Consider the following 25,177-nt stretch of genomic DNA (forward strand, 5'->3'; position numbering starts at 1 on the left):
ACGGCTGTGTCGTCGTCATCACCTACGGGATGCGGCGCGGGACGTACGCGGCGATTGGGAGCGGCCCCAGCTAGGGAAAGGGAGCAATGCACCCGATGGCCCGCCTTGTTGCATGACACAGGGACCCTGGTCCCAGGCCGCGTGGCGTTTCCCCGGCGATCCGCGCCTCGGCGGGACCACGGTCCCGTCGACGCGTGCCGCGGGCTGCGCCCCAATGGAAGCACCGTCGGCGCGCCGGCGGCACGCCCCGGAAACCCACTGGAGAACACCATGCAGACTGCCACCCCTTCATCGACAACCGCGCATCCCCCGAGCGAGACCCATCGCTACGCCAAGTGCATCGAGGTCTCCAAGCGAATCCGCTGGGACATCGATCGCGATGTGATCCGCGGGCGCAGCTTCGACTTCAACAGGAAGTTCCTGCCCGACGGCCTGTCCAAGGTCGCCGAGCTGTCGTTCCTGGACGACGAGCACAGGCGCCTGCTGAGCCAGGTGCAGGGACGCACCTACGTCAACATGTTCGGCATGATCGAGCGCTACATCGGCGCGAAGATGCTGGAGATCAGCCGCGACCACTGGTTCGGCGACCAGGTCGCGCTGGAGGCGCTGGTGCGCTTCACCGACGAGGAGCTCAAGCACCAGGAGCTGTTCCGGCGCCTCGAGGAGATGATGGCGCCCGGCATGCCGGCCGGCTACCGCTTCATGCTGCGGCCCAACGAGGTCGCCGCCGCCGTGCTGGGCAAGTCGACCTGGGCCGTGCTCGCGCTGACCTGCCACATCGAGCTCTTCACGCAGGCGCACTACCGCCAGAGCATCGAGCCCGACCCGCAGCTGTCGGACCTGTGGAAGGACGTCTTCCTCTTCCACTTCAAGGAGGAGTCGCAGCACGCCATCGTGGACGAGCTGGAATGGGTGCGCGAGGACGCCCGGATCACGGCGGCCGAGCGCGATCGCGGCGTCGACGACCTGATCGCGCTGGTGACCGCCATCGACGGCATGCTGGTCGCGCAGGCGGCGGATGACGCCAGCTACTTCGTGCAGATCGCGCCGGGCCCTTTCGACGCCGCGCAGGCGAAGGCGATCGAGGCCTGCCTGCTGCGTGCGTACCGCTGGCAGTACATCGTGTCCGGCGTGCAGGTCGACCGGTTCCAGCAGGTGCTCGGCTCGATGATCACGCCGGCGCAGTTCGAGCGGATCGGCACGGCGCTCGCGCCGCTCATGGCGACGCTCGTGCACTGAGACCGCGGCGGGGGTGTAGCATGAATCGTCAGCGTCACCCGCCGCGACGATGCGCGCAGCCCCGCAACAGATCCGCTTCTGCCAAAGCCACGACGGCGTGCGGCTGGCCTACGCCACGGCCGGCCGCGGGACGCCCATCGTCAAGGCCGCGAACTGGCTGAATCACCTCGAGTTCGACTGGAACAGCCCGGTGTGGCGGCATCTCCTCGACGAGTTGTCGCGCGAGCACCTGCTGATCCGCTACGACGAGCGGGGCTGCGGCCTGTCGGACTGGAACGTGCCGTTCTCGTTCGAGGCGTGGGTGCGCGACCTGGAGACCGTGGTCGACAGTGCCGGCGTGGAGCGCTTCGCGCTGCTCGGCATCTCGCAGGGAGCGCCCATCGCCATCGCGTACGCGGTGCGGCATCCCGAGCGCGTCTCGCACCTGGTGCTGCACGGGGGCTATGCGCGCGGCCGCTATCGCCGCGGGGTGGATGAGCGTGCGATCGAGGAGGCCGACCTCACGATCCGGCTGGCCGAGGTCGGCTGGGGCCAGGAGAACGCGGCCTTCCGCCAGTTCTTCGCGACGGAGTTCCTCCCTCAGGGCACGGCCGAGCAGCATCGCTGGTTCAACGACCTCGCGCGCATCACCACCTCGCCGGCGAACGCAGCGCAGTTCCTGCGCGTGTTCTACGACATCGACGTCACCTCGCTGCTGCCGCAGGTCGGCTGTCCGACCCTGGTGCTGCATCCGACGCGCGACCTGTGCGTTCCCTTCGACGAGGGACGGCTGCTCGCCAGCAGCATCCCGGGAGCGCGCTTCGTGCCGCTGGAGAGCGGCAATCATCTGCTGCTGGACAGCGAACCGGCATGGCAGCGATGGTGCGCCGAAGTGCGCGCCTTCCTGCCTGCCCGCATGCCGACCGACCCGGCCTTTGCCAGCCTGACGGTCCGTGAACGCGAGTTGATCGAGCTGATCGCGCGCGGTCGTGACAACGCACAGATCGCCGCGCACCTGGACCTCAGCGAAAAGACGGTGCGCAACCACATCACCAGCATCTTTGCCAAGCTGCAGGTGGAGAGCCGGGCGCAGGCCATCGTGCTCGCGGTGAAGGCAGGATTCGGCGAGGACTAGGAGCTCCCATGGCGTCGACAGCCCCGGGCACACGGCGCGTCACGCCGTCGCGCCCGCCACCCGCGCTGCGGCCGAGTTCGTCCGCGGAAACGTCATGGCGATCCCCGCCGCCGCCAATCCGACCACCAGCGAGCCGAGGTACAGCCAGGCATAGCTGCCGTACCGGTCGTACAGCCACCCGCCGAGCAGCGGGCCCAGCGCCATGCCCAGGCTCGACAGCATCGAGGCCGCGCCCAGCACCGTGCCGAGGATCCGGGCGCCGAAAGCTTCGCGGGCCAGGGCTGCGTAAAGCGGCATGACGCCGCCGTACGCGGCACCGAAGACGAAAGCCACCGCGTAGAAGCCTTCGAGTTGTCGCACCAGCAGGTAGGACGCGGCAGCGAACGCCTGGATGAGCAGGCCCGCCACGAGCACGCGCTTGGCGCCCAGCCGGTCGGCGGCGATGCCGAACAGCAGCCGGCCGCCGAGGCCCGCCGCGCCTTCCATGCTGTAGATGGTGACGGCCGAGACCGTCGGCAGGCCGCATCCGATGGCATAGCTCACGGTGTGGAAGATGGGCCCCGAGTGGGCCGCGCAGCAGGCGAAGAATGCGGCGCCCAGCACGATGAAGGCGCGCGATCGCAATGCCTGCCAAGCCGACGGGCGGGGCTCGCCGTCGACGGAACGGGCCGCGCCGGCGGCCGCCCGCGGCGACGAGCGCACGAACCACACGGCGGGCAGCAGCACGAGCCAGGCGCCCAGCCCGATCAGCAACTGCGCATGGCGCCATCCGTGCAAGGTGACGAGCCAGCCGGCCAAGGGCGCTATGGTCATCGGGGCCACGCCCATGCCGGCCGACACCAGGGCCACGGCCAGACCCCGATGCTTGTCGAACGACGCGGCGGTGGCCGCGATGACCGGCGCGAAGAAGGCGCCGGCCGCGACGCCGGTCAGCACTCCGAAGCAGAGCTGGAAGGCCAGCAGGCTGCTGGCCCGGCTGGCGAGCACCGTCGCGAGTCCGAGCAGGACGACACCTGCCAGCACGACTCGGCGCGGACCGTGGCGGTCGCTCAGCGCGCCCCAACCGAACCCGGCGATGCCCATGCTGAGGAACGCGATCGTCATGGCTGCCGAGATTCCGGCGCGGGACCATCCCGTGTCGGCCCCCATGGGGTTCAGGAACACCGCCAGCGAGAACACGACGCCGATGGCGACGCAGGTCATCAGCGCGCCGGCGGCGACCAGCGCCCAGTTGCGGTCGGGGGCGAAAGAGGTATCAAAGCGCGTGGGCATGCCGGCGTCCTGGGAAGTGATTCAAGCCGATCGAGAGATCGGATCCCCCTCTGCCGCTCTGCGGCAGAGGGTCGGGGCGAGGGCCATCGCTCGCTCTCACCCCAGCCCTCTCTCGCGCGCGGCAGAAGGAGCGGGGGCGGACTCCCAGCGCCCCAGCACGACGGACTCCACCTGCACGGGCGGCTCGACACACCGCTCGCGGATCCCGGCAAGAAAGGCCTGGAACTCCGGCAACGAGGTCAGCGGATGCTGGGCCGGTGCTTCGTCCACGCTGGCCACGTGCGTGAAGGTCACGCCGTCGCGGCCGCGCATCGCCTCGTAGCGCAGGCCTGCGGGCTGCTGGCGCTCCAGCGCAGCGAACACCTGGGCGATCAGCGCGGCGTTCTCGTCGGCGCGTTCGGGGAAGGTCTTGTAGCGGACCACGGTCGTCTTCATGGGTGCCTCGTTCGGATGGATTCGATGCACGAAAGACGGACGGGTCCCGCGAAAGGATGCGGCGCCTTTTTATTCGTCCCGGCGCATCCTTTGCCCCCGCCCGAACGTCTGCAGCACATGCTCACCACAATCCACCCCATGGCCGACGCCGCGTCCGAAGACCTTGCCCAGCTGCTGGCGCGACTGCGGCCGCGCCTGCACCGCTACTGCGCGCGCATGGCGGGCTCGGCGCTCGATGGCGAAGACATCGTCCAGGAGGCACTGGCCAAGGCGGCCGTGCACTACGACCCGGCAGCGGTCGAGCGGCCGGAAGCGTGGATGTTCCGCGTTGCGCACAACGCCACCATGGACTTCCTGCGCCGCAGAACGCTCGAGCGCGGACTGTTCGTCGAGGCCGATGACACGGACAGTGCGCCTGCCGAGCCGGCCGTCGATCCGGTTGCGGCGGCCGAGGCCACCGGCGCGGCGCTCACCACCTTCATGCACCTGCCTGCGGCGCAGCGCAGCGCCGTGATCCTGGCCGACGTGCTGGACCATGCGCTCCAGGAGATCGCCGACCTGCTGGACACCACCGTGCCGGCGGTGAAGGCGGCCTTGCATCGCGGCCGCACGCGGCTGCGCGAGCTGGGCAGGCAGGCCGTGACAGCGGCGCCACCGGCGCTGTCGGCAGAGGAGCGCGCACTGGCCCGGTTGTACGCCCAGCGCTTCAACGCCCGCGACTTCGACGGCCTGCGCGCCTTGCTGGCCGAGGACGTCAGACTTCAGCTGGCCGGCCGCTTGAACCTCGAGGGGAAGGACGAGGTCTCGGTGTACTTCGGCAACTACGCGAGGCTGCACGGCCTGGAGGCGGTGCCCTCCGTGATCGAGGGCGCGAGCGGGCTGTGGATCCGCGAAGCAGGCGCGGCCGAGCCCGCCTACGCCATCGTGCTGGAGTGGCGCGACGGTCAGCTGGCGGTGATCCGCGACTACCGGTACGCGCGCTACGTGAGCGACCTGCTGCGCTAGGCCGACCTGCTGCCCTCGACGGTCGGCGTCTCGTCGTAAGGACGACCGCCCGGACGCAGCGCGCTGTGCTCGCGCTGCGAGCGCGACAGCGGATAGAACATCAGGTCCACCCAGTGCTCGTCGCCGAAGACCTTGTCGTCCTGCAGGCCGACGGCGCCCGGGTAGCGGCGCGTGATGTGGGCGGTGCCGAACAGCACGTCCCAGAAGAACAACAGGTTGCCGAAGTTGCCCTTGTAGTGGCCGATGCCGTCGGCGTCGGTCAGGGCGTGATGCGCCCAGTGCGTGGCGGAGGTCGAAAAAAAAGCAAGGCGCGCCGGCCCGTTCATCCCTCGGGCCGGGCGCAGCCTGCGCGGTCCGGACTCACAGCCTGGGGCCGCGCGGCAGGCCGGCTTCGTCGTAGGCGCTGCGATGCCGGCGCCAGGCCCAGAACCAGCCGGCGAGCGGAAGCAGCAGCACCGCCGCGATCCAGGGCCAGGACGCGCCCATGACGTCGACGGCGCGGCGCGGCAGCGAGACCGGGGCCGCGCTGCGCTCGATGGCGAGCATCGGTTCCGCTTGCTTGGGGGCCGGTTCCGCGACGCGCGCCGGATCGACCTGGCTGGTGCGAGCCGCCACGGGAATAACCGCCGAGGCGACAGGCACCGATGCGGCCGCTGCGGTCGCTGCCACCGGCGGGACGACGGCCAGCCGATCCGCCACGGGGGCCGGTCGCTGCAGCGCCGTGCTCGCGCCGGCCGATGCCCCCGCAGCGCCCCAGCGGCGGTAGACGATCTTCACCGCGCCGCCTTCGCAGGTGCCGATCACCTTCGCCCCGGCGGGCGTCGGCGTGCCGGCCGGCGCCAGGTCGAGGCTGTACCCGCGCACGCCGCCGGCTTCGAGGCGCGCGGCCAGCGCGCCCTTGAACGAGTCGCACGAGCTGCCTTGCGCGCGTGCGACGCCGGCGTGCAGCATCGACGCCGCGACCAGCAGTGCGAGCGCACCGCACGCGGCGGTGCCTGCAAGGCGAGTTCCTGCCCGAGCGCCCATGTGTCCCTCCCTGTCTCCGTGCGCGATTGTCGCAAGCTGCCCGGGAGGGCAGTGCGAATCAGCGAGCGCTGCCTGCAAAATCCGCCACACCTTCGCTGCTCGCCGATCACCCATGTCGCTGATGCATACCGCCGCACGTGCCTTCGCCGCCCTCGTGCTCTGCCTCGCCGTCGGCTCGTCGAAGGCCGCCGAACCGCTTGCCGACAGCCCCGGCTGGTACCGCATGACGCTGGGCCGCTTCACGGTGACGGCGCTGTGGGACGGCACGCTGGACATGCCCGTCGACCAGGTGTTCGCCCGACCCGGCGCACAGCGGCTCAAGGCGCTGCTGGCGCGCGCCTATCTGTCGCCGACGGTGCCGCTGTCGGTGAACGCCTTCGTGGTCGACACGGGACAGCGCGTCGTCATGATCGACACCGGCACCGGTGCGTCGCGCATGTTCGGCAACGGGCTCGGCAAGGTGCAGGCGCAGCTGCGCGCGTCCGGCTACACGCCGGAGCAGATCGACGAGATCTACATCACCCACATGCACACCGATCACGTCGGCGGCCTGACGGTCGACGGCCGCGCCGTGTATCCGCGCGCGGTGGTGCGTGCCGACGCGCGCGAGGCCGGCCACTACCTGAGCCCGCAGAAGCGCGCGGCCGCATCCGACGACAAGGAAGATTTCGACAGCGCGATCGCCATGCTCGAGCCCTACGTGCAGAGCGGGCGCTGGCGGCCCTTCGACGGCGGCACCGAGCTCGTCGCCGGTGTGCGCGCGCTGCCCGCGCCGGGTCACACCCCGGGGCACACGGCCTACGTGGTCGAGAGCGACGACGAGAAGCTCATCCTGTGGGGCGACCTGATGCATGTGGCGGCGGTGCAGTTCCCGCTGCCCTCGGCCACCGTCTCGTTCGATGCCGTGCAGTCGCAATCGGCCGCCCATCGCGCGCGCATCTTCCGCGAGGCGGCCCGCGACGGGGCCTGGATCGCAGCGGCGCATGTGGGCTTCCCGGGGATCGGGAAGCTGCGCGCCGAGGCCGTCGGCGGATATGGCTGGATCCCGATCTCGATGGTGCGGGGTCGCTGAGCGCGCCTTCGTGTCCGCGCACTGTCCCACTGCGGGACGCATCGCCCTGGCGCACTGCTCCAGCGGGAGTCTTGCCCCGCCTTGCGATTCGGGTGTACCCGCGCCCGATGTGAGGATCGTTGTCGTTTCGGGCCGTTGACGGGCCTGGCACGCGGTTCGCGAAGCATTGCGCGGCGCCCGCGCCCCTTCGCAACGCTCCGGTCCGGCGCCTTCACTTGGCCGGGGCATGCTCATCAATGGAGACTTGCATGGACATGCTGGAACCCGGCCGCTTCGGCTTCGCGGTGAATTTCAAGAAACGCTACGGCAACTACATCGGCGGCGAATGGGTCGCGCCGGCGAGCGGCGAGTACTTCGAGAACATCACGCCGGTCACCGGCAAGGCGTTCTGCGAGATCCCGCGCTCGAACGCCGAGGACGTGGAGCGCGCGCTCGATGCCGCGCACGCCGCCAAGGCCGCGTGGGGCCGCAGCTCGCCGGCCGAGCGCGCCGGCGTGCTCAACCGCATCGCCGACCGCATGGAGCAGAACCTGGAGCTGCTCGCCACCGCCGAGACCTGGGACAACGGCAAGCCGATCCGCGAGACGATGGCAGCGGACCTGCCGCTGGCCATCGACCACTTCCGCTACTTCGCCGGCTGCATCCGCGCGCAGGAAGGCTCGATCGGCGAGGTGGACCACCAGACCTTCGCCTACCACCTGCACGAGCCGCTCGGCGTCGTCGGCCAGATCATCCCGTGGAACTTCCCGCTGCTGATGGCGGTGTGGAAGCTCGCGCCGGCGCTGGCCGCCGGCAACTGCGTGGTGCTCAAGCCGGCGGAGCAGACGCCCGTGTCCATCCTCGTGCTGATGGAGCTCATCGGCGACCTGCTGCCCAAGGGCGTGCTGAACGTCGTCAACGGCTTCGGGCTGGAGGCGGGCAAGCCGCTCGCCTCGAGCAAGCGCATCGCCAAGATCGCCTTCACCGGCGAGACGACCACCGGCCGGCTGATCATGCAGTACGCGAGCCAGAACATCATCCCGGTCACGCTGGAGCTGGGCGGCAAGTCGCCGAACATCTTCTTCGCCGACGTGATGGCCAAGGACGACGGCTTCCTCGACAAGGCGATCGAAGGCTTCGTCCTGTTCGCGCTCAACCAGGGCGAGGTGTGCACCTGCCCGTCGCGCGCGCTGATCCATGAGTCGATCTACGACCGCTTCATGGAGCGTGCGCTGAAGCGCGTGGCCGCCATCAAGCAGGGCAACCCGCTCGACAAGAGCACGATGATCGGCGCGCAGGCCTCGAACGAGCAGCTCGAGAAGATCCTGTCCTACCTCGACCTGGGCAAGCAGGAAGGCGCGCAGTGCCTGATCGGCGGCGAGCGCAACGTGCTGGGCGGCGACCTCGAGGGCGGCTACTACATCAAGCCGACCGTGTTCAAGGGCCACAACAGGATGCGCATCTTCCAGGAGGAGATCTTCGGGCCGGTGGTGTCGGTGACGACCTTCAAGGACGAGGACGAGGCATTGGCCATCGCCAACGACACGCTGTACGGACTGGGCGCCGGCGTGTGGAGCCGCGACATGAACACCGCCTTCCGCATGGGCCGCGGCATCCAGGCCGGGCGGGTGTGGACCAACTGCTACCACGCCTATCCCGCGCACGCGGCCTTCGGCGGCTACAAGCAGAGCGGCATCGGTCGCGAGACGCACAAGATGATGCTCGACCACTACCAGCAGACCAAGAACCTGCTGGTGAGCTACAGCGAGCAGCCGCTGGGCTTCTTCTGAACCACCCCCCGCTCTTCGGAGCTTCGCACGCCGGCGGCCTTCGGGCCGGCCGGCGTCTTTTTCGAAAGGGCATCCGATGACGACCTCTGCACGCTCGTCCGTGGCGCAGGTGGTGGCCACCGAAGCGGCGCTGGCGCTGATCGAGCGGCTGGCCGCGCGACATGGTCCGCTGATGTTCCACCAGTCCGGCGGCTGCTGCGACGGCAGCGCGCCGATGTGCTATCCGCTCGGCGATTTCCAGGTGGGCGACGGCGACCGCCTGCTGGGCGAGATCGGCGGCATGCCGTTCTACATCAGCGCATCGCAGTACGAGTACTGGTGCCACACGCAGCTGATCATCGACGTGGTGGCAGGGCGGGGCGGGATGTTCTCCCTGGAGGGGCCGACGGGGTCGCGCTTCCTCACGCGGTCGCGGCTGTACGACGAGGGCGAGTGGCAGTGTCTCGTCGAGCGGGGCCTGGTGGCTCGTTGACGCCGGCAACCTCTCGATCGCCGGCACGCTGCTACAAGCGCCAGGGCACGCCGGCGCTCTGGAACATCGCGGCGAGCTGACCCGACCCCTGCAAGGACTGCATGGCGCGTTGCAGCGCCTCGGCCAGGTCGACCGCGTCTTTCTTGACGGCGCAGCCGATGGCCCAGCCCTCGCTCGGCGCGCGGGGCGCGGGCAGCGGCTCGATGGCGAAGCGCGCATCGGCGCCGAGCACGGACTCCAGCTCCGACGCGAGGCCGGCGGCCGCGACGACCTCGCCTTGCCGCAGCGCACGCGCAGCGGCGACACCGTCCGGCCAGTGCGTGAGCAGCGTGTCGCGCAGCGCACCGCCGTCGGCACCGATGAGCAGCCATCCGGCCAGCGACTGTCCGGCCACCGCCACCGGTCGGCCTCGCAGCGCGGCCAGCGAATCGAGCACCGGCAGCGCATCGAGCCGGCGGGCGATCGCGACCTTCTCGCGGTAGTACGGCGCCAGCACGCGCACGCGCGGATTGGCGTCCATCAGGGCGCGCTCCACCGGCACGTGCATCAGCACGTCGGCCGGGCCCCAGCCGAGGTAGTGGCCGCGCCAGACGACATGGCGCAGGTCGTCGGCCACGCTCTCGTCGGCATGGAAGGGCAGCAGCGAGACGCCGACCTCGAGCTGCGCGGCCAGCGCGCGCGCGAGCTGCACGTCGATGCCCTCGCCCTTCACGTGGAAGGGCGGCATGTCGTGATACAGCCCGACGACCAGGCTGCCGCGCTGGCGCACGCGCGCCAGCCCCGACAGCGCCTCGGCGCGCGAGGCGGGGGCGGCGACGGCGGCAGCGAGTGCCGCGAGGCACAGGCGGCGCTTCACAGCGGCTTCTCGCGGCGGGTCTCGAGGTAGGCCTTGATCGCCCACACCGCCTCCTGGTTGAGCGTGCCCTCGAACGGCGGCATGTACACCGCGCCATTGCGCGTGCGGCCGCGACGCACCGTGGTGACGAAGAAGTTGTCCATCTCCTTCACGCACGCCTGCTTCTTCTTCTCGTCCTTCAGCGAGGCGCATTCGTTGTCGAGCTTGCGCAGGTCCGGCGCGATGCCGCCGGAGATGGCCTCCAGGCCGTGACAGCGCGCGCAGTTCTGGTTGAACGCCGAGCTGCCGATCCGGATCGCATCGCCGTTCTGGCGATACGGGTTCTGATCGCGCCACTGCTCGCCGAGCGCCGGCAGCGCCTTGGTGTCGACGGCCTGCGGCGTCACGTCGCCGTGGGCCATGGCAGCAGGGGTGATCAGCAGGCCGGCGAGCAGCGCGGCGAGTCGATTCACGGCAGCCGCACGGCGCGGCGCAAGGTCAGGTCTCCTCATCTCGGTCTCCATCGAAGTCAGGGGTTGCGGGACCCTGCCCAACTGCAAGCGATATGCCACGCGTCGATAGGCTCCGGGACTCGGTGCAGTCACCGACGAAAGCGTTTTCGCCGGTGCCCGATTGCTCCACCTTGACACAGTGCTGCGTTGACGAATGTCAACCCGGAGTCAGATGTCACAGGGAAACTGCGCTGCACAGGTTCCAGGCCGGGACCTAGGATCAAGCCCATGGCGATTCAACACATCGGAGACAACGGGGCCACCGCCGTGGCGTTGCCCGATCCCGCGCACCTCGACTCGATCGTGCGCTCCCACGAGCGCTGTGCCGCGCTCGGCCTGAGCCGCGTCGATCGTCCCGATCACGGGTCGGTGGCACGCGCCGACCTCACCATCGCGCGCGAGCGCAACCTGCGCCTGTACGAGCATGCGGCCCCGGTGATGGAATTGCTGCTCGAGCAGATCCTTGCCACGCAGAGCATGATCCTGCTCACCGATGCGCAGGGCACGGTGCTGCATTCGGTGGGACACGACACTTTCCTGCAGCGCGCCTCCAAGGTGGCGCTGGCGCCCGGCGCCAACTGGTCCGAGCCGTGCAAGGGCACCAATGCGATCGGCACGGCGCTGATGAACGAGGCGCCGACCCTGGTCCATGCCGACGAGCACTTCATGCGCGCCAACGGCTTCCTCACGTGCTCGGCGGCACCCATCTTCGATCCGCGCGGCAACATGCTGGGCGTGCTCGACGTGTCGGGCGACCAGCGCTCGTATCACCAGCACACCATGGGCCTGGTGAAGATGTCGGCCCGCATGATCGAGAACCACTGGCTGAACGACGACTTCCGCCATGCGCTGCGGCTGCACTTCCACAGCCGCCCGGAGTTCATCGGCACGCTGATGGAAGGCATCCTCGCGGTGGGCCGCGACGGGCGCTTCCTCGGCTGCAACCGCAGCGCGCTCGACCAGCTCGGCATGAGCGGGGCCGCGCTGCGCATGAACAGCGTGACCAGCCTGCTGGGAACGCCGCTCGCGGCCATCATCGACCACTTCCGCTCGCCGATGGCGCCGCCGCTGCCGATGACGCTGGCCGATGGCCGCGTGGTGCACGCGCAGGCACGCTTCAACTGGCCCACCTGGCGTGCGCTGGGCAGCGCCGATGCCGCCGGCGACGACATGGCGGCGGCTGACACCCCGGGCGACGTCGCACCCGCCGTGGCGTCGTCCGCGCTCAAGCCACCGCCGGCCATCACCTCCACCGCGCTGTCAGGGCCATCCGGCCTGCGTTATCTGCAGACCGGCGACGCGCAGATGGAAGCCGTGATCGGCAAGCTGCGCCGGGTGCTGAACCGCGGCATCTCCGTGCTCGTGCTGGGCGAGACAGGCACGGGCAAGGAACTGCTCGCGAGGGCCATCCACCAGGACTCCGAGCGCGCACGCCAGCCGTTCGTCGCAGTGAACTGCGCATCGATCCCCGAGAACCTGATCGAGAGCGAGCTGTTCGGCTACGAGGAGGGCGCCTTCACCGGCGCGCGGCGCAAGGGCTCGGTGGGCAAGATCCTGCAGGCCAACGGCGGCACGCTGTTCCTCGACGAGATCGGCGACATGCCGCTGGCCCTGCAGGCGCGGCTGCTGCGCGTGCTGCAGGAGCGCCAGGTGTCGCCGCTGGGCAGCGCCAAGCCGGTGGCGATCGACGTGGCGGTGGTCGCCGCGACGCACCGCAACCTGCGCGAGCTGATCGAGCGGCAGGCGTTCCGCGAGGACCTCTACTACCGCCTCAACGGCCTGGTGGTGCGGCTGCCGGCGCTGCGCGAGCGCAGCGACCTCGTCACCATCGTGCAGAAGATCCTGCGCGCCGAATGCAGCGGTCGCCCGCCGGAGATCGCCGACGACGTGCTGGCGCTGTTCAGGCACTACCACTGGCCGGGCAACATCCGCCAGCTCGCCAGCGTGCTGCGCACGGCGGCGGTCATGGCAGGCGGCGACGGATTCATCACGCGCGCGCACCTGTCGGACGACTTCATCGAGGATGCGGACCTGTCGGCCCGGCCGGGCGCCGCCGTGCCCGAGGCACCTGTGGTCGCGGCGCCGTCGCCGTCGCCAACAACGCTCGAAGCGCTCGAGCTGCAGACCATCCGCCGCGCCGTCGACGAGGCCGGCGGCAACATCTCGGTGGCATCGAAGCAGCTGGGGATCAGCCGCAACACCATCTATCGCAAGCTGCGCTGGCGGCAGGGCGGCTGATCGAGATCTCTTTCTCCCGCTCGCCAGGAGAGGAAGTGTTCGCACCGAATGTGCCACCGCGCTGCGTCGCACTGCTCCCTGATGACACACCAGGTCCACTGCGGCCGATCATCCGCGCGGGTTAGCACGCGTTTTCCACGGTCTGTCGCACCGGCACACCTCTTGCGGTGATGCACTCGCCGAATCCCCGGCGATGCACGCACCCTCGAGGAGACACACCATGACCTGGACCACCCCCCAATACCAGAACCTGCGCTTCGGGTTCGAGATCACGCTGTACATCTCGGCCCGCTGAACGGCGCCGCGCCCGCGCCATGAAGATCCTCGTGCTCGGCTCCGGCGCCGGCGGCGGCTTTCCGCAGTGGAACTGCAACTGCGCGCAATGCGCCGGTCAGCGCCGCGGCACGACGCGTGCGCGTTCGCGCACGCAAAGCTCCATCGCGGTCTCGGCCGACGGCGCGCACTGGGTGCTCCTCAATGCCTCTCCCGACCTCGGCGCGCAGATCCGCACGCAGCCGGCCTTGCATCCGCGCGGCCGGCCGCGCGACACGCCGATCAAGGCGGTGGTGCTGATGGACGCGCAGATCGATCACGTGGCAGGACTGCTGAGCCTGCGCGAGGGGCCGCCGATCGAGCTGTATTGCACGCCTTGCGTGTTCGAGGACCTGACCAGCGGGCTGCCGGTGCTGCCCGTGCTGCAGCACTACTGCGGCGTGCACTGGCACCTGCTGCCGGTGGCCGGTGAAGAGCGCAGCGCCGCCTTCCACATCGATGCCCTGCCGGGCCTGCGTCTGCACGCGATGGCGATCGCCGGCAGGGCGCCGCCGTATTCGCCGCATCGCCACGACCCTGCGGTGGGCGACAACATCGCGCTGCTCGTCGAAGACGTCGCGACGGGGGAGCGCCTGTTCTATGCACCTGGCCTGGCGCACATCGGCGAGGCCGAGCGCGCGGCCATGGCCGCAGCCAGCTGCGTGCTGGTCGACGGCACCTTCTGGACCGACGACGAGATGATCGCCGCCGGCCTCGGCCCGCACACCGCGGCCGACCTGGGGCACCTGCCGCAAAGCGGCGTGCGCGGCATGGTGGCCGCGCTGGCGCCGCTGCCGGCGACGCGAAAGGTGCTCATCCACATCAACAACAGCAATCCGATCCTCGACGAAGACAGCGCCGAGCATCACGAGCTGCGCCGGCACGGCGTCGAGATCGCCCACGACGGCATGGAGATCGAGCTATGACACACCCCCGAGGCGCCGTGAGCACCGTCCCCTGAAGGGCGCAGCGCCGGCCGATCGGCGCCGCCGGATCCGTCGCAGTCGCCGGATGGGACGAGGTGGCGCCCCCCTGGTCCTGCGAAGACTTCGAAGCGCGCCTGCGCCAGAAGGAAGAGGGCTACCACATCCACCATCCGTTCAACCGGCGGCTGAACCGCGGCGAGCTCCAGCCGTTCCAGGTGCGCGGCTGGGTGGCCAACCGCTTCTACTACCAGGTCTGCATTCCGCTGAAGGACGCGGCCATCCTGTCGAACTGCCCGGACCGCGAGACGCGGCGCCACTGGATCGAGCGCGTGCTCGACCACGACGGCCGTGGCGACCACCAGGGCGCCAACGCGGGCGGCATCGAGGCGTGGGTGCGCCTCGGGGAGGCGGTGGGGCTGAGCCGCGAGGCGCTGTGGTCGCATCGTCATGTGGTGCCCGGCGTGCGCTTCGCGGTGCAGGCGTATGTCAACTTCGCGCGCCAGTCGCCTTGGCAGGAGGCTGCCATCTCGTCGCTCACCGAGCTGTTCGCACCGCGCATCCATGCCGACCGCCTGAGCGTGTGGCCCAGCCTCTACCCGTGGATCGAGTCCGACGGCCTGGCCTATTTCCGCAGCCGCATTCCGCTGGCCACGCGCGACGTGGAGCACGGGCTGCGCATCGCGCACGAGTGGTGCCGCACGCACGAGCGGCAGCTGCGGGCTCTGGAGATCCTCCAGTTCAAGCTCGACGTGCTGTGGACGATGCTCGATGCGATCGAGCGGGCGTATCCCGACGACCTGGCGGCAGACAAGAGGCCTTGAGGCGCACGCCTGACACCTCGGGTTGACGCGCATCAACCGCCACGGCCGGGTCGAACCCCAGAATCGATTCGAGTGCCTGACCGAGGACCCGCCATGAAGCCCAGCCCGCCATCGTCTGCATGCGACGCCAGCCGCACGTCCTCCGACTCCGACGAGGGTGCCCAGAGGACGCATTGGCTGTTGGTCATCGGCTCCGGCCTGATCGCGGCCGCGATCACGGCCGTGGCCATGCCCTCCATGGACACCGACGTCCCTGCGACGGCGCAGTCGAGCCAGCCGGCGACCCGGAGCCCGCGATGATCGCCGCGGCCTCGTTCGACGCGCGGCAGGAGAGCGCGCGACTGGACGGCCTCGACGTGCTCGATGCCTGCCATCGGCAGACGCTGTTCACCCTCGGCAAGCTGGCGGCGCTGGTCTCGCGCCTGCAGCATCTCGGCATCGACGAGGAAGCGCGCGCGATGGCAGCGGACGTCATCCGCCATTTCTCCACGACGGCGCGCCACCATCATGAAGACGAGGAGCGGCACGTCTTTCCTGCGCTGCTCGCCGGCGGCGAGCCGCAGGTGACCGACGCGGTGAGCCGCCTGCAGCAGGACCACCGCTGGCTCGAGGAAGACTGGAAGGCCCTGCTGCCGCAGCTCGACGCGATCGCGTGCGGGCAGTCATGGTTCGACGTCGACACATTGCGCGAGGGCGTGGAGATCTTCATCGCGCTGTCGCACGACCACATCGCGCTGGAAGAGTCGCTCATCTACCCGCAGGCGCGGGCGCGGATGAGCGGTGCGCAGCGGCGCGAGGCCGGCCGCGAGATGGCGGCACGGCGCCGCACCTGAGGCCGGCCCGCGGCGGCATGCCGCCGCGGTTCTCGCTCAACGCTGCGCCGTCGGCAGCTTGAACACCCACACCATGCCGCCCTGCTCGAGGTAGTTGACCTTCTTGGCGACGTCGCCGCCCCACAGCGGCACCGCACCACCCCATCCCGAGACGACGCTCACGTACTGCTCGCCCTTGTGCATCCAGGTGAGGGGCGGGGCCACCACGCCGGAGCCGGTCTGGAACTCCCACACCACCTTGCCGGTGCGTGCGTCGGCGGCCTTCAGGTAGCCCTCGGGCGTGCCCCAGAACACCAGGTTGCCGCCGGTGGCGAGCACGCCGCCCCACAGCGGCGCGCCATTCTTCACCTCCCAGACGATCTTGCCGGCCTTCGGATCGATGGCGCGCAGCGCGCCGATGTGGTCGTCCTGGACCGTCTTGATGGTGAACCCGGCGCCGAGGTAGGCCGCGCCCTTCTTGTAGGCGATGGGCTCGTTCCAGATCTCCATGGCCCACTCGTTGGCCGGCACGTAGAACAGATGGGTGTCGGGGCTGTAGGCCATCGGCATCTGGTTCTTGCCGCCGAGGAAGGAGGGCGCCGACACCACCGGCTTGCCCTTGCCCTCGGGCGCCGAGGTGGGGTCGCCCGGGCGGTTCTCGGGGATGAAGTTCGGCCGGCCGGTCTTCAGGTCGATGCCGCTCGCCCAGGTGATCTTGCGCACGAAGGGAAACGCATTGAGCAGCTGGCCCGTGCGCGCGTCGTTGACGTAGAAGAAGCCGTTGCGATCGGCCTTGCCGCCGACGCGCCGGCCGCCGAGGTCGAAGGTGACGAACTCGTTGACGCCGTCGAAGTCCCAGCCGTCGTTGGGCGTGTTCTGGTAGTGCCAGACGATCTTGCCGGTCTTGACGTCGATCGCGACGGTGGAGCACGAGTAGAGGTTGTCGCCCTTGCGCAGGTGGCTGTTCCAGGGCGCCGGGTTGCCGGTGCCGAAGTAGGCCAGTCCGGTCTGCGGATCGTAGGTGCCTCCCAGCCAGGTGGCGGCGCCGCCGGTCTTCCACAGATCGCCCGGCCACGACCGGTTGGTCGTGCCCGACACGCCGTTCTCCTTCGCGTTGCCCTCGGCATCGTAGGTGTAGCCCATGTGGCCTTCGACGGTGGGCCGGCTCCACACGAGGCGGCCGGTCTTCGCGTCGCGCGCTTCCACGCGGCCCACCACGCCGAACTCGCCGCCCGACACGCCGGTCAGCACCAGGCCGCCGGCGATGATGGGCGCGGCGGTGCTGGAGTAGCCCGCGGCGTAGTCGTCGATCTTCTCCTTCCACTCGACGTCGCCGGTCTCCTGGTTCAGCGCGACGAGCTGCGCGTCCAGCGTGCTGAAGATCACCAGGTTGTCATAGAGCGCCGCGCCGCGGTTGACGACGTCGCAGCAGGGCATGATGCCCTCGGGCAGGCGGTGCTCGTACTTCCACAGCTTCTTGCCGGTGGCCGCATCGAGCGCGAACAGGCGCGAGTACGAGGCGGTGACGAACATCTTGCCGTTGTGCACCACCGGCTGCGACTCCTGGCCGCGCTGCTTCTCGCCCCCGAAGGAGAACGCCCACGCCGGCGCAAGCTGCTTCACGTTGGTCGTGTTGACCTGCTTCAGCGGCGAGAAGCGCTGGCCCTGGGTGCCCAGCCCCCACGTCAGCACCTCGGCGCCGTTGCCGGGGCTGCCCTGAAGCATTCGATCGGTGACCGCGGCATGGCTCGCGATGGAGGCGCAGCTCATCGCGACAAGGGTGGGCAGTAGCTTGGCTCGCATGGGAATGTCTCCTCGTGTGGACGGACGCGCGCGGCAGGGTCTGTCCGCTGGACAACGCGTCGCTGGGTGCCGGAAGCGCAAGCGATGTGCCAATGCAGGTAGGGCCCCGCGCGAGGCCCGGCTCCATGGGTTAACCCCTGCGGTGCGAAGTCGCGGCGGCGCGCGGCTGTGTCGCGACGGCGCATCCAGGTGTCGCTGCGCCAGGCTGACGCAGCGCGGGCGCAGCCGTTCGCCGTCTCTTCGGCCACCGAACGGCCTTGCCTCACCGCAACTCCTCGGACGTCCGACAACCGGGGGGAAGCCCGGCCTTTCCGGGTAACCCCGGTGCTTGTCAGCTTGGCGTCAGGCGTAAGGTCGCGACCCTGACTTGCGCAAGGGAGAGTGATGCAGTCCTCCAACTTGACCCGCGCCGTGCTCGGCACCCTCGCAGAGGCCTATCCGATCGCGATCAACCTGAACGCGCTCGCCGGCGAGGTGCATTGCGAGCCCGAGGCGTTGCACCGCCACCTGCGCTTGCTGCACGACCTCGGAGCCGTGCACGCCAAGGGACGCGGCGCCCTGATGGAGTCCGCGGCGCTGACCGAAGCCGGCCTCGCGCTGGTGCGCCGTCATCCACTGGCATTCGACCCGGGAAGCGCGAGCCCGCACTGAGGACGTCATGCCATGGACGATCGCGACGCATTGCGGGCGACGGTCGAGGCGCTGGTCCAGCCCGGCAAGGGGCTGCTCGCTGCCGACGAGAGCGGGCCGACGATCGCCAAGCGCTTCAAGTCCATCGGCGTCGAATCGACCGACGAGAACCGCCGCGCCTACCGCGGCCTGCTGCTGTCCACGCCGGGGCTCGGCGAGTTCGTCAGCGGCGTGATCCTCTACGAGGAGACGCTGGCCCAGCTCGCCGACGACGGCACGCCGCTGCCCGAGCTGGCGAGACGCGGCGGCATCGTGCCCGGCATCAAGGTCGATGCAGGAAAGATCCCGCTGGCGCATGCACCCGGCGACGAGATCACCCAAGGCCTCGACGGGCTGGCCAAGCGCCTCGGCGGATACAAGGCGCAGGGCGCGCGCTTTGCCAAGTGGCGAGCCGTCTACAACGTGTCGGACACGCTCCCCAGCCGCCTTGCCATCCAGGCGAACGCCGATGCGCTGGCGAGCTACGCAGCGATCTGCCAGGAAGAAGGCGTGGTGCCCATCGTCGAGCCCGAGGTGCTGATGGACGGCGCCCACACGCTCGCGCGCTGCGCCGACGTGACCGAGGCGGTGCTGCACCAGGTCTTCCATGCGCTGCATCGCCATGGCGTCGCGCTGGAGCACATGCTGCTCAAGCCGAGCATGGTCGTTGCCGGCAGCGAGGGCTCGCCCGCCCCGGTCGGCGAAGTCGCCGCGCGGACGGTGCAGGTGCTGCGCCGCACCGTGCCGGCCGCGGTGCCCGGCGTGTTCTTCCTGTCGGGCGGACAGACGACGGTGGAGGCGACGGCCCACCTCGATGCCATCAACCGCCAGGGACCTCAACCCTGGCTGCTGAGCTTCTCCTACGGCCGCGCGCTGCAGCAGACGGTGCTGGAGGCGTGGCGCGGGCGGGCTGCCCACACGGCGCAGGCCCAGCAGGCGCTGCTGAAGCGGGCCCGCTTGAACGGCGCGGCGGCACGCGGTCGCTACGACCCCTCGATGGAATCGTAGGCGGGCGGGGGCACGTCAGGCACTGCGTCTGCCGCATGGCGGGAGACGCAGCATCCGACGCGCTCAGCTCTTCTTCGAGGTTCGGGCGAAGAACTGGGTCGGCTGGTGCTGGATGGCCTCGCTGCCGCACTGGGGACACTTGAGCTTGACGGCCACATGCTCGTCGACATGTTCCACGTGCTCGAAGACCTTGCCGCACTTCTCGCAGCGGTATTGATAGGTAGGCATGGCGGTCCTTTGTGGAGGCGGGCAGGGTCGCCCTCGGATTCATCTTAGGCCGGAGCTCACCCCATTCGCATCGCAGTCAATGCGCTCCATCGCCTTGCAGGAGCGCCAAGGTCCGCGGGTCGCGCTCGCCGCGGTAGTACTTGTCGAGAACCTGCCCGAACACCGGCTCCTGCGGCGCCGCCCGCTCGAACAGCGTCATGCAGGAGCACAGCTTCAGGTCGTCGGGCGAGCCGAAGATCTCGTGCGCCGTCTTGCCGTCGACCGCAAGGACCAGTGACGCGCAATCCTTGAGCCGCGGCCCGAGCACCGGGTGGCACCAATAGGCCTGGGCCTCGGCGAGCGACTCGATGCCGTAGTGCCGCGCGGTCGCGCTGCGTCCCAGCGCCCTGAGCTGAGGAAACACGAACCACATCCAGTGCGACGTCTTCGCGCCGCGCTGGAGCTCCTCGCGCACGCGCTCGATCAGCGGGTCCTGCGCCTCGGCGAAGCGCTGCAGGTCGTGGCTCATCCGCAGCTTCCGATGTGGCCGCAGGCGGTGCAGAACTCGCAGCCGTCCTTGCGGATCAGCGTCGCGTTGCCGCACTCCGGACAGCGCGCGCCGGCGAGGGGCTCCGGGGAGGTGGTGTCGCCGGCCGGCACCTGCAGGATCCCCATCTCCTGCACCGGATAGCCCGCCTCGTCGAGCACGCCGAGCATGGCGTGCCGATGGATGATCAGCCGCGCGATGTAAGCCACCGTCGACGGCCAGGTCTGCTGGCGGCGCTGGCCATGCGGCAATCCCGGCACGAAAGCCATGAACTGGCCGAGCGGCTCGGCGTAGTTCAGCAGCTTGCGCAGCTTCATGCCTATCCATGCCGGGTCGAGCACGCGCATGTCGAGCGAGAGGATGCGGGCCAGCCCGTCCATGGCGCGCGGGTAGTTGCCCGAGAAGCCGATGGCGCACGGCCGCGTGATGCGCGTGCCTTGCGCATCGGGCAGCACGACTTCCTTCAAGGTGAGGGTGAACGCCTCGTCGCTGGCCGGGTTGTGGATGTCGACCGTCCAGGCCAGCGTGCCGTTCGGGCCGGTGTGCGGCTCCTCGCGGCTGAACATCGCATCGAGCACCGGCGTGGACGCGGGCTCCGTCTTCCACAGCCCGAGCTGCTCGCAACGCCAGCGGATCACCGCGGCCGTGGCGGCCACCACGCCGGGGAAGCGGCGCGGCTCGCCGTGCGGCGGGAAGGGCATCTCGAACGATCGCTCCTCCTGCACCGTGGCCAGCGCATCGAGCTTCAGGCGCACCCAGGCGGGGTCCTTCGCACGCAGGTCCATCGACAGGGTCTTGGCCAGCGCGCCCAGCCCGCGCGGCTGCTCGGCGCCGTTGATCCACACCTCGAACGGCGTCGGCGCGCCCTCGTCGAGCTCGCCGATGAACAACGCGAACTCGCCGAACGGATGACGGACCATGTAGGTCCACGCGGCGTTGCCGGCGGGCATCTCCGGTCGGCCCGGCCAGCGCAGCGACGCCAGCACGGCGCGCGGCGTGCGCTCCAGCGCGAGCCGCTGGTCGGCGAGCGTGACCGGCCCGGGCGCGGGCGCCGGCTCGACGCTCAGCACCGAGCCGAGGACGCTGTTCGGACGGAAGGTGGCCAGGCCCTTGAGCCCCGCGCGCCAGGCCTGCAGGTACAGGTCCTGGAACTCGGCGTACGGATAGTCCGCCGGCACGTTGACGGTCTTCGAGATCGAGGTGTCGACGCAAGGCGCGACGGCGGCGACCATCTGCTGATGCGCCTCGGCGCTCATCTGCAGGGCGGTCACGAAGGCCGGCGTGAGAGGCGCATCGGGGCCCTTCAGATGCCGGTACAGCCGCCAGGCGTGGTCCTCCACCGCGTATTCCTTGAAGGTGCCGGCGGCCTCGCGCTTCTTGCGCAGGTAGGTCCACGAGAAGGCCGGCTCGATGCCGTTGCTGACGTTGTCCGCGAACGCGAGGCTGATGGTGCCGGTGGGCGCTACCGACAGCAGGTGCGAGTTGCGCAGGCCGTGCGCGCGGATGCGCTCCTTCAGCGGCGCCGGCAGCCGCGACGCGAAGCGTCCGCGCTGCAGGAACAGGTCGGCATTGAAGAGCGGAAACGGGCCGCGCTCCATCGCGAGGTCCACCGATGCCGCATAGGCCGCATCGCGCAGCACCTCCGCGATGCGCCGCGCCGCGGCGCGAGCGGGCTCGCTGTCGTAGCGCAGGTTCAGCATCACCAGCGCATCGCCCAGGCCGGTGAAGCCGAGTCCGATGCGGCGCTTGTTGCGAGCTTCGTCGTGCTGGCGCGGCAGCGGCCAGTGCGTCACGTCGATGACGTCGTCGAGCATGCGCACCGCGACGTGCACCAGCGCGGCGAAGGACTCTTCGTCGAAGCGAGCGCCGGTCTCGAAGGGATCGCGAACGAAGCGCGTCAGGTCGATCGATCCGAGGCAGCAGCTGCCGTAGGGCGGCAGGGGCTGCTCGCCGCAGGGGTTGGTGGCGGTGATGCTCTCGCAGTACGACAGGTTGTTGTCGGCGTTGATGCGGTCGAGAAACAGCACGCCGGGCTCGGCATGGTCGTAGGTGGACCGCATGATCTGGTCCCAGAGTGCGCGCGCCGGCAGCGTGCGGTAGACCCACGCGCCGTCGCTGCGCTGCCAGGCGCCTTGCTCGCGCTGCGCCGGGCCGGGTGTCGCGCGGTGCACGAGCTCGACCTGTGCGTCGTCCTGCACCGCCTGCATGAAGGCGTCGGTCAGGCCTACCGAGATGTTGAAGTTGGCGAGATCGCCTTCGTCCTTGGCGTGGATGAACTCCTCGATGTCGGGGTGGTCGCAGCGAAGCACGCCCATCTGCGCGCCGCGGCGGGCGCCGGCCGATTCCACCGTCTCGCAGGAGCGGTCGAACACGCGCATGTACGACACGGGACCCGACGCGCTCGACTGCATGCTGCTGACCCACGCGCCGCGCGGGCGGATGCGGGAGAAGTCGTAGCCGACACCGCCGCCGCGGCGCATGGTCTCGGCCGCTTCGGTGAGCGCGGTGTAGATGCCCGGATGGCCCTCGTCATCCTGCGAGATCGCGTCGCCCACCGGCTGCACGAAGCAGTTGATGAGCGTGGCCGACAGCGAGGTGCCGGCGGCGGAATGGATGCGGCCGGCCGGAATGAACCCCTGCTCCAGCGCCTGCAGGAAGCGCGCCTCCCAGGCGCCGCGCGCTTGCGGCGCCTCGGCTTCGGCAAGCGCGCGCGCGACGCGGCGATGCACATCCGCAGCCGTGCGCTCGTCGCCCTTGGCGTACTTTTCCACGAGCACCTCGGCGCTGATCGGCTGGGCGGGAAGGGCGGCGGCGGTGGTGAGCGGCGTCATGCGATGCAGCATGCCGCGCCCGTGCCGACTCGCCGCAAGCAGGGTCATACTCGCCCGATATGAGCGCCCCCCGCATCCCGCCGATCCAGGGACTGCTCGCCTTCGAGACGCTGGCGCGGGTGCGCAGCGTGACGCTCGCCGGCGAGGAGCTCAGCGTCACGCCGAGCGCCGTCAGCCACCGCATCCGCCAGCTCGAGTCGCAGCTCGGCTTCAAGCTCTTCGCGCGCAGCGACTTCTCGCTCAGCGTCGAAGGCGCGGCCTATCTGCTGCGCGTGCGCGAGGCCCTGAGCGCGCTGCAGCAGATCCCCGGACGCAGCGCCGCTGGCGCCGGCGCGACGCGCCTGCGCGTGGCGGTGACGCCGACCTTCTCCCGCCAGGTCCTCCTGCCGCGGCTGGCGCTGTTTCGCCATGCCTATCCGGACATCGACCTGATCCTGCAGGTGACCATCCCGCTGCTCAACGTGACGGCCGAAGAGGCGGACATCGAGCTGCGCTTCGGCACCGGGCCCTGGCCCGACCGCGAGTCTGTGCGGCTGCAGTCCGACGCGGTGTGCCCGGTGTGCAGCCCCGACTACCTGAACGAGGCGGGGCCTTTCGACGGATTCGACAGCGCCGAGTGCGTGCAGCGTGCCCGCCTGATCCGCTGTCCGCTGGAGCCCTGGCGCACCTGGTTCACCGCCAATGGCATCACGCTGGACGAGCCGGCCGGCGGCTCCCAGTTCAACGACATCGGCCTGGTGCTCGATGCCGCGGTGGCCGGCTTCGGCGTTGCGCTGATGCGGCTGCAGCTCGGCGCCGCCTGGCTCGACAGCGGCCGCCTGGTGCGGCTGTCGCAGCGAAGCGTCGCGTCGCCGCACCACTATTTCCTGTGCTGGAAGGCGGGAGCGCTGGACCGCTGGGAGTGCGCCGCGTTCGTCGAATGGCTGAAGCAGTCGCTGTGAAAACGCTTCACGCGACAGCGCAACGGGATTCACGCCGGGCGTTGCGGCCGCTGGCTACAGTACCCGGATGAGCCCCATCACCCACATCGAAGACCTGCGCGTGCTCGCGCAGCGGCGCGTTCCGCGAATGTTCTACGACTACGCCGACAGCGGCTCGTGGACCGAGAGCACCTACCGCGCGAACGAAGCCGATTTCCAGGCCATCAAGCTGCGCCAGCGCGTCGCGGTGAACATGGAGAACCGCAGCACGCGCACGACGATGGTCGGCGTCGACACGGCGATGCCGGTGGCGCTGGCGCCGACGGGCCTCACCGGCATGCAGCATGCCGACGGCGAGATCCTGGCCGCGCGGGCGGCAGAGGCCTTCGGCGTGCCGTTCACGCTGTCGACGATGAGCATCTGCTCCATCGAGGACGTGGCCGCGCACACCAAGGCGCCGTTGTGGTTCCAGCTGTATGTGATGCGCGACCGCGACTTCATCGAGCGGCTGATCGAGCGCGCCAAGGCCGCCAGGTGCGGCGCGCTGATGCTCACGCTGGACCTGCAGATCCTCGGGCAGCGCCACAAGGACATCAAGAACGGCTTGTCGGCGCCGCCCAAGCCCACGCTGGCCAACCTGATCAATCTCGCCACCAAGCCGCGCTGGTGCCTCGGCATGCTGGGCACCAAGCGACGCCAGTTCGGCAACATCGTGGGACACGTCAAGGGCGTGGCGGACATGTCCTCGCTCAGCTCGTGGACGGCGCAGCAGTTCGATCCCGCGCTCAACTGGGGCGACGTGGAGTGGATCAAGAACCGCTGGGGCGGCAAGCTCATCCTCAAGGGCATCCTCGACCCGGAGGACGCGCGGCTCGCGCGCGACAGCGGCGCCGACGCGCTGATCGTGTCCAACCACGGTGGCCGCCAGCTCGACGGCGCGCCGTCGTCGATCAGCGCGCTTCCGGCCATCGCCGAGGCGGTGGGCTCGCGCATCGAGGTCTGGATGGACGGCGGCATCCGCAGCGGCCAGGACGTGCTGAAGGCGGTCGCGCTCGGCGCCCGCGGGACGCTGATCGGGCGTGCCTTCCTGTACGGGCTGGGCGCGCTCGGCGAGGCCGGCGTCAGCAAGTGCCTCGAGCTGATCCAGAAGGAGCTCGAGCTGACGATGGCCTTCTGCGGCCACACCGACATCCGGCGCGTCGACCGCGGCATCCTGCTGCCGCCGCATGGTGCGGCGCCGCCGGCAGGGCCGCTGCCGGTGCGGGCCTACGGCTGACACGCGCCGTCATTCAATCCTTTCGAATGCCGGCGCCAAATCCTCTGGCGCCGTGC

At 69.9% G+C, this 25,177-nt stretch carries 24 protein-coding genes and 1 pseudogene; 15 read left to right on the forward strand and 10 right to left on the reverse strand.

Annotation, left to right across the window (positions count from 1 at the left end; genetic code table 11):
• The first annotated feature begins 270 nt into the window (after positions 1-270).
• Together P7V53_RS11140 and P7V53_RS11145 are read left to right on the forward strand one after the other, a co-directional pair.
• The gene (locus tag P7V53_RS11140; RefSeq protein ID WP_280155548.1) at positions 271-1,239 is read left to right on the forward strand and encodes a hypothetical protein; all 969 of its coding nucleotides are present in this window, start codon (positions 271-273) and stop codon (positions 1,237-1,239) included.
• Positions 1,240-1,288: 49 nt separating this feature from the next.
• Positions 1,289-2,353 (forward strand): alpha/beta fold hydrolase, encoded by a 1,065-nt coding sequence (locus tag P7V53_RS11145; protein WP_280155549.1) that lies wholly within the window; start codon positions 1,289-1,291, stop codon positions 2,351-2,353.
• Between the two features lie 39 nt (positions 2,354-2,392).
• Here P7V53_RS11145 and P7V53_RS11150 read toward each other — a convergent pair whose 3' ends face one another.
• The gene (locus P7V53_RS11150; RefSeq protein ID WP_280155550.1) at positions 2,393-3,625 is read right to left on the reverse strand and encodes an MFS transporter; all 1,233 of its coding nucleotides are present in this window, start codon (positions 3,623-3,625) and stop codon (positions 2,393-2,395) included.
• Positions 3,626-3,721: 96 nt separating this feature from the next.
• Positions 3,722-4,060 carry a hypothetical protein gene (locus P7V53_RS11155; protein WP_280155551.1) on the reverse strand — a complete coding sequence of 113 codons (339 nt, stop codon included), beginning with the start codon at positions 4,058-4,060 and terminating at the stop codon, positions 3,722-3,724.
• A gap of 138 nt (positions 4,061-4,198) precedes the next feature.
• Between P7V53_RS11155 and P7V53_RS11160 the strand changes: the two genes are divergently transcribed.
• The gene (locus tag P7V53_RS11160; RefSeq protein WP_280155552.1) at positions 4,199-5,065 is read left to right on the forward strand and encodes a sigma-70 family RNA polymerase sigma factor; all 867 of its coding nucleotides are present in this window, start codon (positions 4,199-4,201) and stop codon (positions 5,063-5,065) included.
• Here P7V53_RS11160 and P7V53_RS11165 read toward each other — a convergent pair.
• Both P7V53_RS11165 and P7V53_RS11170 read right to left on the reverse strand, forming a co-directional pair.
• Positions 5,062-5,361: pseudogene (locus P7V53_RS11165) on the reverse strand (fatty acid hydroxylase); the annotation flags it as partial. The gene P7V53_RS11160 and the pseudogene P7V53_RS11165 sit on opposite strands and share 4 nt — an antisense overlap.
• Positions 5,362-5,425: 64 nt before the next feature.
• Positions 5,426-6,091 carry a DUF1161 domain-containing protein gene (locus P7V53_RS11170; protein ID WP_280155554.1) on the reverse strand — a complete coding sequence of 222 codons (666 nt, stop codon included), beginning with the start codon at positions 6,089-6,091 and terminating at the stop codon, positions 5,426-5,428.
• Between the two features lie 112 nt (positions 6,092-6,203).
• Between P7V53_RS11170 and P7V53_RS11175 the strand changes: the two genes are divergently transcribed.
• The 3 genes from P7V53_RS11175 (at position 6,204) to P7V53_RS11185 (ending at position 9,404) form a co-directional block, all read left to right on the forward strand.
• Complete coding sequence (locus tag P7V53_RS11175; protein WP_280155555.1) at positions 6,204-7,163, forward strand: MBL fold metallo-hydrolase; 960 nt, start codon at positions 6,204-6,206, stop codon at positions 7,161-7,163.
• A 248-nt stretch (positions 7,164-7,411) separates the two neighbouring features.
• Positions 7,412-8,932, forward strand: a complete 1,521-nt coding sequence (adh, locus tag P7V53_RS11180; RefSeq protein WP_280155556.1) for an aldehyde dehydrogenase — start codon at positions 7,412-7,414, stop codon at positions 8,930-8,932.
• Positions 8,933-9,008: 76 nt separating this feature from the next.
• Positions 9,009-9,404 (forward strand): DUF779 domain-containing protein, encoded by a 396-nt coding sequence (locus P7V53_RS11185; RefSeq protein WP_280155557.1) that lies wholly within the window; start codon positions 9,009-9,011, stop codon positions 9,402-9,404.
• A 31-nt stretch (positions 9,405-9,435) separates the two neighbouring features.
• On the opposite strand, the gene P7V53_RS11190 is transcribed toward P7V53_RS11185, so the two are convergent.
• Together P7V53_RS11190 and pedF are read right to left on the reverse strand one after the other, a co-directional pair.
• Complete coding sequence (locus P7V53_RS11190) at positions 9,436-10,260, reverse strand: transporter substrate-binding domain-containing protein (RefSeq protein ID WP_280155558.1); 825 nt, start codon at positions 10,258-10,260, stop codon at positions 9,436-9,438.
• Positions 10,257-10,751: a cytochrome c-550 PedF gene (gene pedF, locus P7V53_RS11195; RefSeq protein ID WP_280155559.1), complete on the reverse strand. Its 495-nt coding sequence runs from the start codon at positions 10,749-10,751 to the stop codon at positions 10,257-10,259. The genes P7V53_RS11190 and pedF overlap by 4 nt, the downstream gene beginning before the upstream one ends.
• A 228-nt stretch (positions 10,752-10,979) precedes the next feature.
• Here pedF and P7V53_RS11200 point away from each other — a divergent pair, with 228 nt between their 5' ends.
• The 5 genes from P7V53_RS11200 to P7V53_RS11220 all read left to right on the forward strand — a co-directional run bounded on the left by P7V53_RS11200 (position 10,980) and on the right by P7V53_RS11220 (position 15,881).
• On the forward strand, positions 10,980-12,989 hold the full coding sequence (locus P7V53_RS11200; RefSeq protein WP_280155560.1) for a sigma-54-dependent Fis family transcriptional regulator: 2,010 nt from the start codon (positions 10,980-10,982) through the stop codon (positions 12,987-12,989).
• Positions 12,990-13,182: 193 nt separating this feature from the next.
• Positions 13,183-13,284, forward strand: a complete 102-nt coding sequence (gene pqqA, locus P7V53_RS11205; protein WP_280155561.1) for a pyrroloquinoline quinone precursor peptide PqqA — start codon at positions 13,183-13,185, stop codon at positions 13,282-13,284.
• Between the two features lie 19 nt (positions 13,285-13,303).
• A complete protein-coding gene (gene pqqB / locus P7V53_RS11210; RefSeq protein WP_280155562.1) occupies positions 13,304-14,227 on the forward strand; it encodes a pyrroloquinoline quinone biosynthesis protein PqqB in 924 nt (307 codons plus the stop codon).
• Between the two features lie 95 nt (positions 14,228-14,322).
• Positions 14,323-15,048, forward strand: a complete 726-nt coding sequence (pqqC, locus tag P7V53_RS11215; RefSeq protein ID WP_280155563.1) for a pyrroloquinoline-quinone synthase PqqC — start codon at positions 14,323-14,325, stop codon at positions 15,046-15,048.
• A 296-nt stretch (positions 15,049-15,344) separates the two neighbouring features.
• Positions 15,345-15,881 carry a hemerythrin domain-containing protein gene (locus P7V53_RS11220; protein WP_280155564.1) on the forward strand — a complete coding sequence of 179 codons (537 nt, stop codon included), beginning with the start codon at positions 15,345-15,347 and terminating at the stop codon, positions 15,879-15,881.
• 36 nt (positions 15,882-15,917) lie between these two features.
• On the opposite strand, the gene P7V53_RS11225 is transcribed toward P7V53_RS11220, so the two are convergent.
• The gene (locus P7V53_RS11225; protein WP_280155565.1) at positions 15,918-17,663 is read right to left on the reverse strand and encodes a PQQ-dependent methanol/ethanol family dehydrogenase; all 1,746 of its coding nucleotides are present in this window, start codon (positions 17,661-17,663) and stop codon (positions 15,918-15,920) included.
• 384 nt (positions 17,664-18,047) lie between these two features.
• On the opposite strand from P7V53_RS11225, the gene P7V53_RS11230 reads away from it, so the two are divergent.
• The gene (locus P7V53_RS11230; RefSeq protein ID WP_280155566.1) at positions 18,048-18,314 is read left to right on the forward strand and encodes a hypothetical protein; all 267 of its coding nucleotides are present in this window, start codon (positions 18,048-18,050) and stop codon (positions 18,312-18,314) included.
• Between the two features lie 12 nt (positions 18,315-18,326).
• Entirely contained in the window at positions 18,327-19,340 is a 1,014-nt protein-coding gene (locus P7V53_RS11235) for a class I fructose-bisphosphate aldolase (protein ID WP_280155567.1), read from the forward strand.
• 63 nt (positions 19,341-19,403) lie between these two features.
• Here P7V53_RS11235 and P7V53_RS11240 read toward each other — a convergent pair whose 3' ends face one another.
• The 3 genes from P7V53_RS11240 to P7V53_RS11250 form a co-directional block, all read right to left on the reverse strand.
• Positions 19,404-19,568, reverse strand: coding sequence for a zinc ribbon domain-containing protein (locus tag P7V53_RS11240; RefSeq protein ID WP_280155568.1), 165 nt, complete (start codon positions 19,566-19,568; stop codon positions 19,404-19,406).
• Positions 19,569-19,644: 76 nt separating this feature from the next.
• Positions 19,645-20,076, reverse strand: coding sequence for a DUF1810 domain-containing protein (locus tag P7V53_RS11245; protein WP_280155569.1), 432 nt, complete (start codon positions 20,074-20,076; stop codon positions 19,645-19,647).
• Positions 20,073-22,925, reverse strand: coding sequence for an adenosylcobalamin-dependent ribonucleoside-diphosphate reductase (locus tag P7V53_RS11250; protein ID WP_280155570.1), 2,853 nt, complete (start codon positions 22,923-22,925; stop codon positions 20,073-20,075). The genes P7V53_RS11245 and P7V53_RS11250 overlap by 4 nt, the downstream gene beginning before the upstream one ends.
• A gap of 59 nt (positions 22,926-22,984) precedes the next feature.
• On the opposite strand from P7V53_RS11250, the gene P7V53_RS11255 reads away from it, so the two are divergent.
• Positions 22,985-23,866, forward strand: coding sequence for a LysR substrate-binding domain-containing protein (locus P7V53_RS11255; protein ID WP_280155571.1), 882 nt, complete (start codon positions 22,985-22,987; stop codon positions 23,864-23,866).
• Positions 23,867-23,933: 67 nt separating this feature from the next.
• On the forward strand, positions 23,934-25,121 hold the full coding sequence (locus tag P7V53_RS11260) for an alpha-hydroxy acid oxidase (RefSeq protein WP_280155572.1): 1,188 nt from the start codon (positions 23,934-23,936) through the stop codon (positions 25,119-25,121).
• The last annotated feature ends 56 nt before the right edge of the window (positions 25,122-25,177 follow it).

This window comes from Piscinibacter sp. XHJ-5, assembly GCF_029855045.1.
Lineage (GTDB): Bacteria > Pseudomonadota > Gammaproteobacteria > Burkholderiales > Burkholderiaceae_C > Albitalea.

Excerpts from the sequence above, each read along its gene's own strand:
- P7V53_RS11140 (WP_280155548.1), top strand. The coding sequence starts at position 271 with ATGCAGACTGCCACCCCTTCATCGACAACCGCGCATCCCCCGAGCGAG.
- P7V53_RS11145 (WP_280155549.1), top strand. The coding sequence starts at position 1,289 with ATGCGCGCAGCCCCGCAACAGATCCGCTTCTGCCAAAGCCACGACGGC.
- P7V53_RS11150 (WP_280155550.1), bottom strand. The coding sequence starts at position 3,625 with ATGCCCACGCGCTTTGATACCTCTTTCGCCCCCGACCGCAACTGGGCG.
- P7V53_RS11155 (WP_280155551.1), bottom strand. The coding sequence starts at position 4,060 with ATGAAGACGACCGTGGTCCGCTACAAGACCTTCCCCGAACGCGCCGAC.
- P7V53_RS11160 (WP_280155552.1), top strand. The coding sequence starts at position 4,199 with ATGGCCGACGCCGCGTCCGAAGACCTTGCCCAGCTGCTGGCGCGACTG.
- P7V53_RS11170 (WP_280155554.1), bottom strand. The coding sequence starts at position 6,091 with ATGGGCGCTCGGGCAGGAACTCGCCTTGCAGGCACCGCCGCGTGCGGT.
- P7V53_RS11175 (WP_280155555.1), top strand. The coding sequence starts at position 6,204 with ATGTCGCTGATGCATACCGCCGCACGTGCCTTCGCCGCCCTCGTGCTC.
- adh (WP_280155556.1), top strand. The coding sequence starts at position 7,412 with ATGGACATGCTGGAACCCGGCCGCTTCGGCTTCGCGGTGAATTTCAAG.
- P7V53_RS11185 (WP_280155557.1), top strand. The coding sequence starts at position 9,009 with ATGACGACCTCTGCACGCTCGTCCGTGGCGCAGGTGGTGGCCACCGAA.
- pedF (WP_280155559.1), bottom strand. The coding sequence starts at position 10,751 with ATGAGGAGACCTGACCTTGCGCCGCGCCGTGCGGCTGCCGTGAATCGA.
- P7V53_RS11200 (WP_280155560.1), top strand. The coding sequence starts at position 10,980 with ATGGCGATTCAACACATCGGAGACAACGGGGCCACCGCCGTGGCGTTG.
- pqqA (WP_280155561.1), top strand. The coding sequence starts at position 13,183 with ATGCACGCACCCTCGAGGAGACACACCATGACCTGGACCACCCCCCAA.
- pqqB (WP_280155562.1), top strand. The coding sequence starts at position 13,304 with ATGAAGATCCTCGTGCTCGGCTCCGGCGCCGGCGGCGGCTTTCCGCAG.
- P7V53_RS11220 (WP_280155564.1), top strand. The coding sequence starts at position 15,345 with ATGATCGCCGCGGCCTCGTTCGACGCGCGGCAGGAGAGCGCGCGACTG.
- P7V53_RS11225 (WP_280155565.1), bottom strand. The coding sequence starts at position 17,663 with ATGCGAGCCAAGCTACTGCCCACCCTTGTCGCGATGAGCTGCGCCTCC.
- P7V53_RS11230 (WP_280155566.1), top strand. The coding sequence starts at position 18,048 with ATGCAGTCCTCCAACTTGACCCGCGCCGTGCTCGGCACCCTCGCAGAG.
- P7V53_RS11235 (WP_280155567.1), top strand. The coding sequence starts at position 18,327 with ATGGACGATCGCGACGCATTGCGGGCGACGGTCGAGGCGCTGGTCCAG.
- P7V53_RS11240 (WP_280155568.1), bottom strand. The coding sequence starts at position 19,568 with ATGCCTACCTATCAATACCGCTGCGAGAAGTGCGGCAAGGTCTTCGAG.
- P7V53_RS11245 (WP_280155569.1), bottom strand. The coding sequence starts at position 20,076 with ATGAGCCACGACCTGCAGCGCTTCGCCGAGGCGCAGGACCCGCTGATC.
- P7V53_RS11250 (WP_280155570.1), bottom strand. The coding sequence starts at position 22,925 with ATGACGCCGCTCACCACCGCCGCCGCCCTTCCCGCCCAGCCGATCAGC.
- P7V53_RS11255 (WP_280155571.1), top strand. The coding sequence starts at position 22,985 with ATGAGCGCCCCCCGCATCCCGCCGATCCAGGGACTGCTCGCCTTCGAG.
- P7V53_RS11260 (WP_280155572.1), top strand. The coding sequence starts at position 23,934 with ATGAGCCCCATCACCCACATCGAAGACCTGCGCGTGCTCGCGCAGCGG.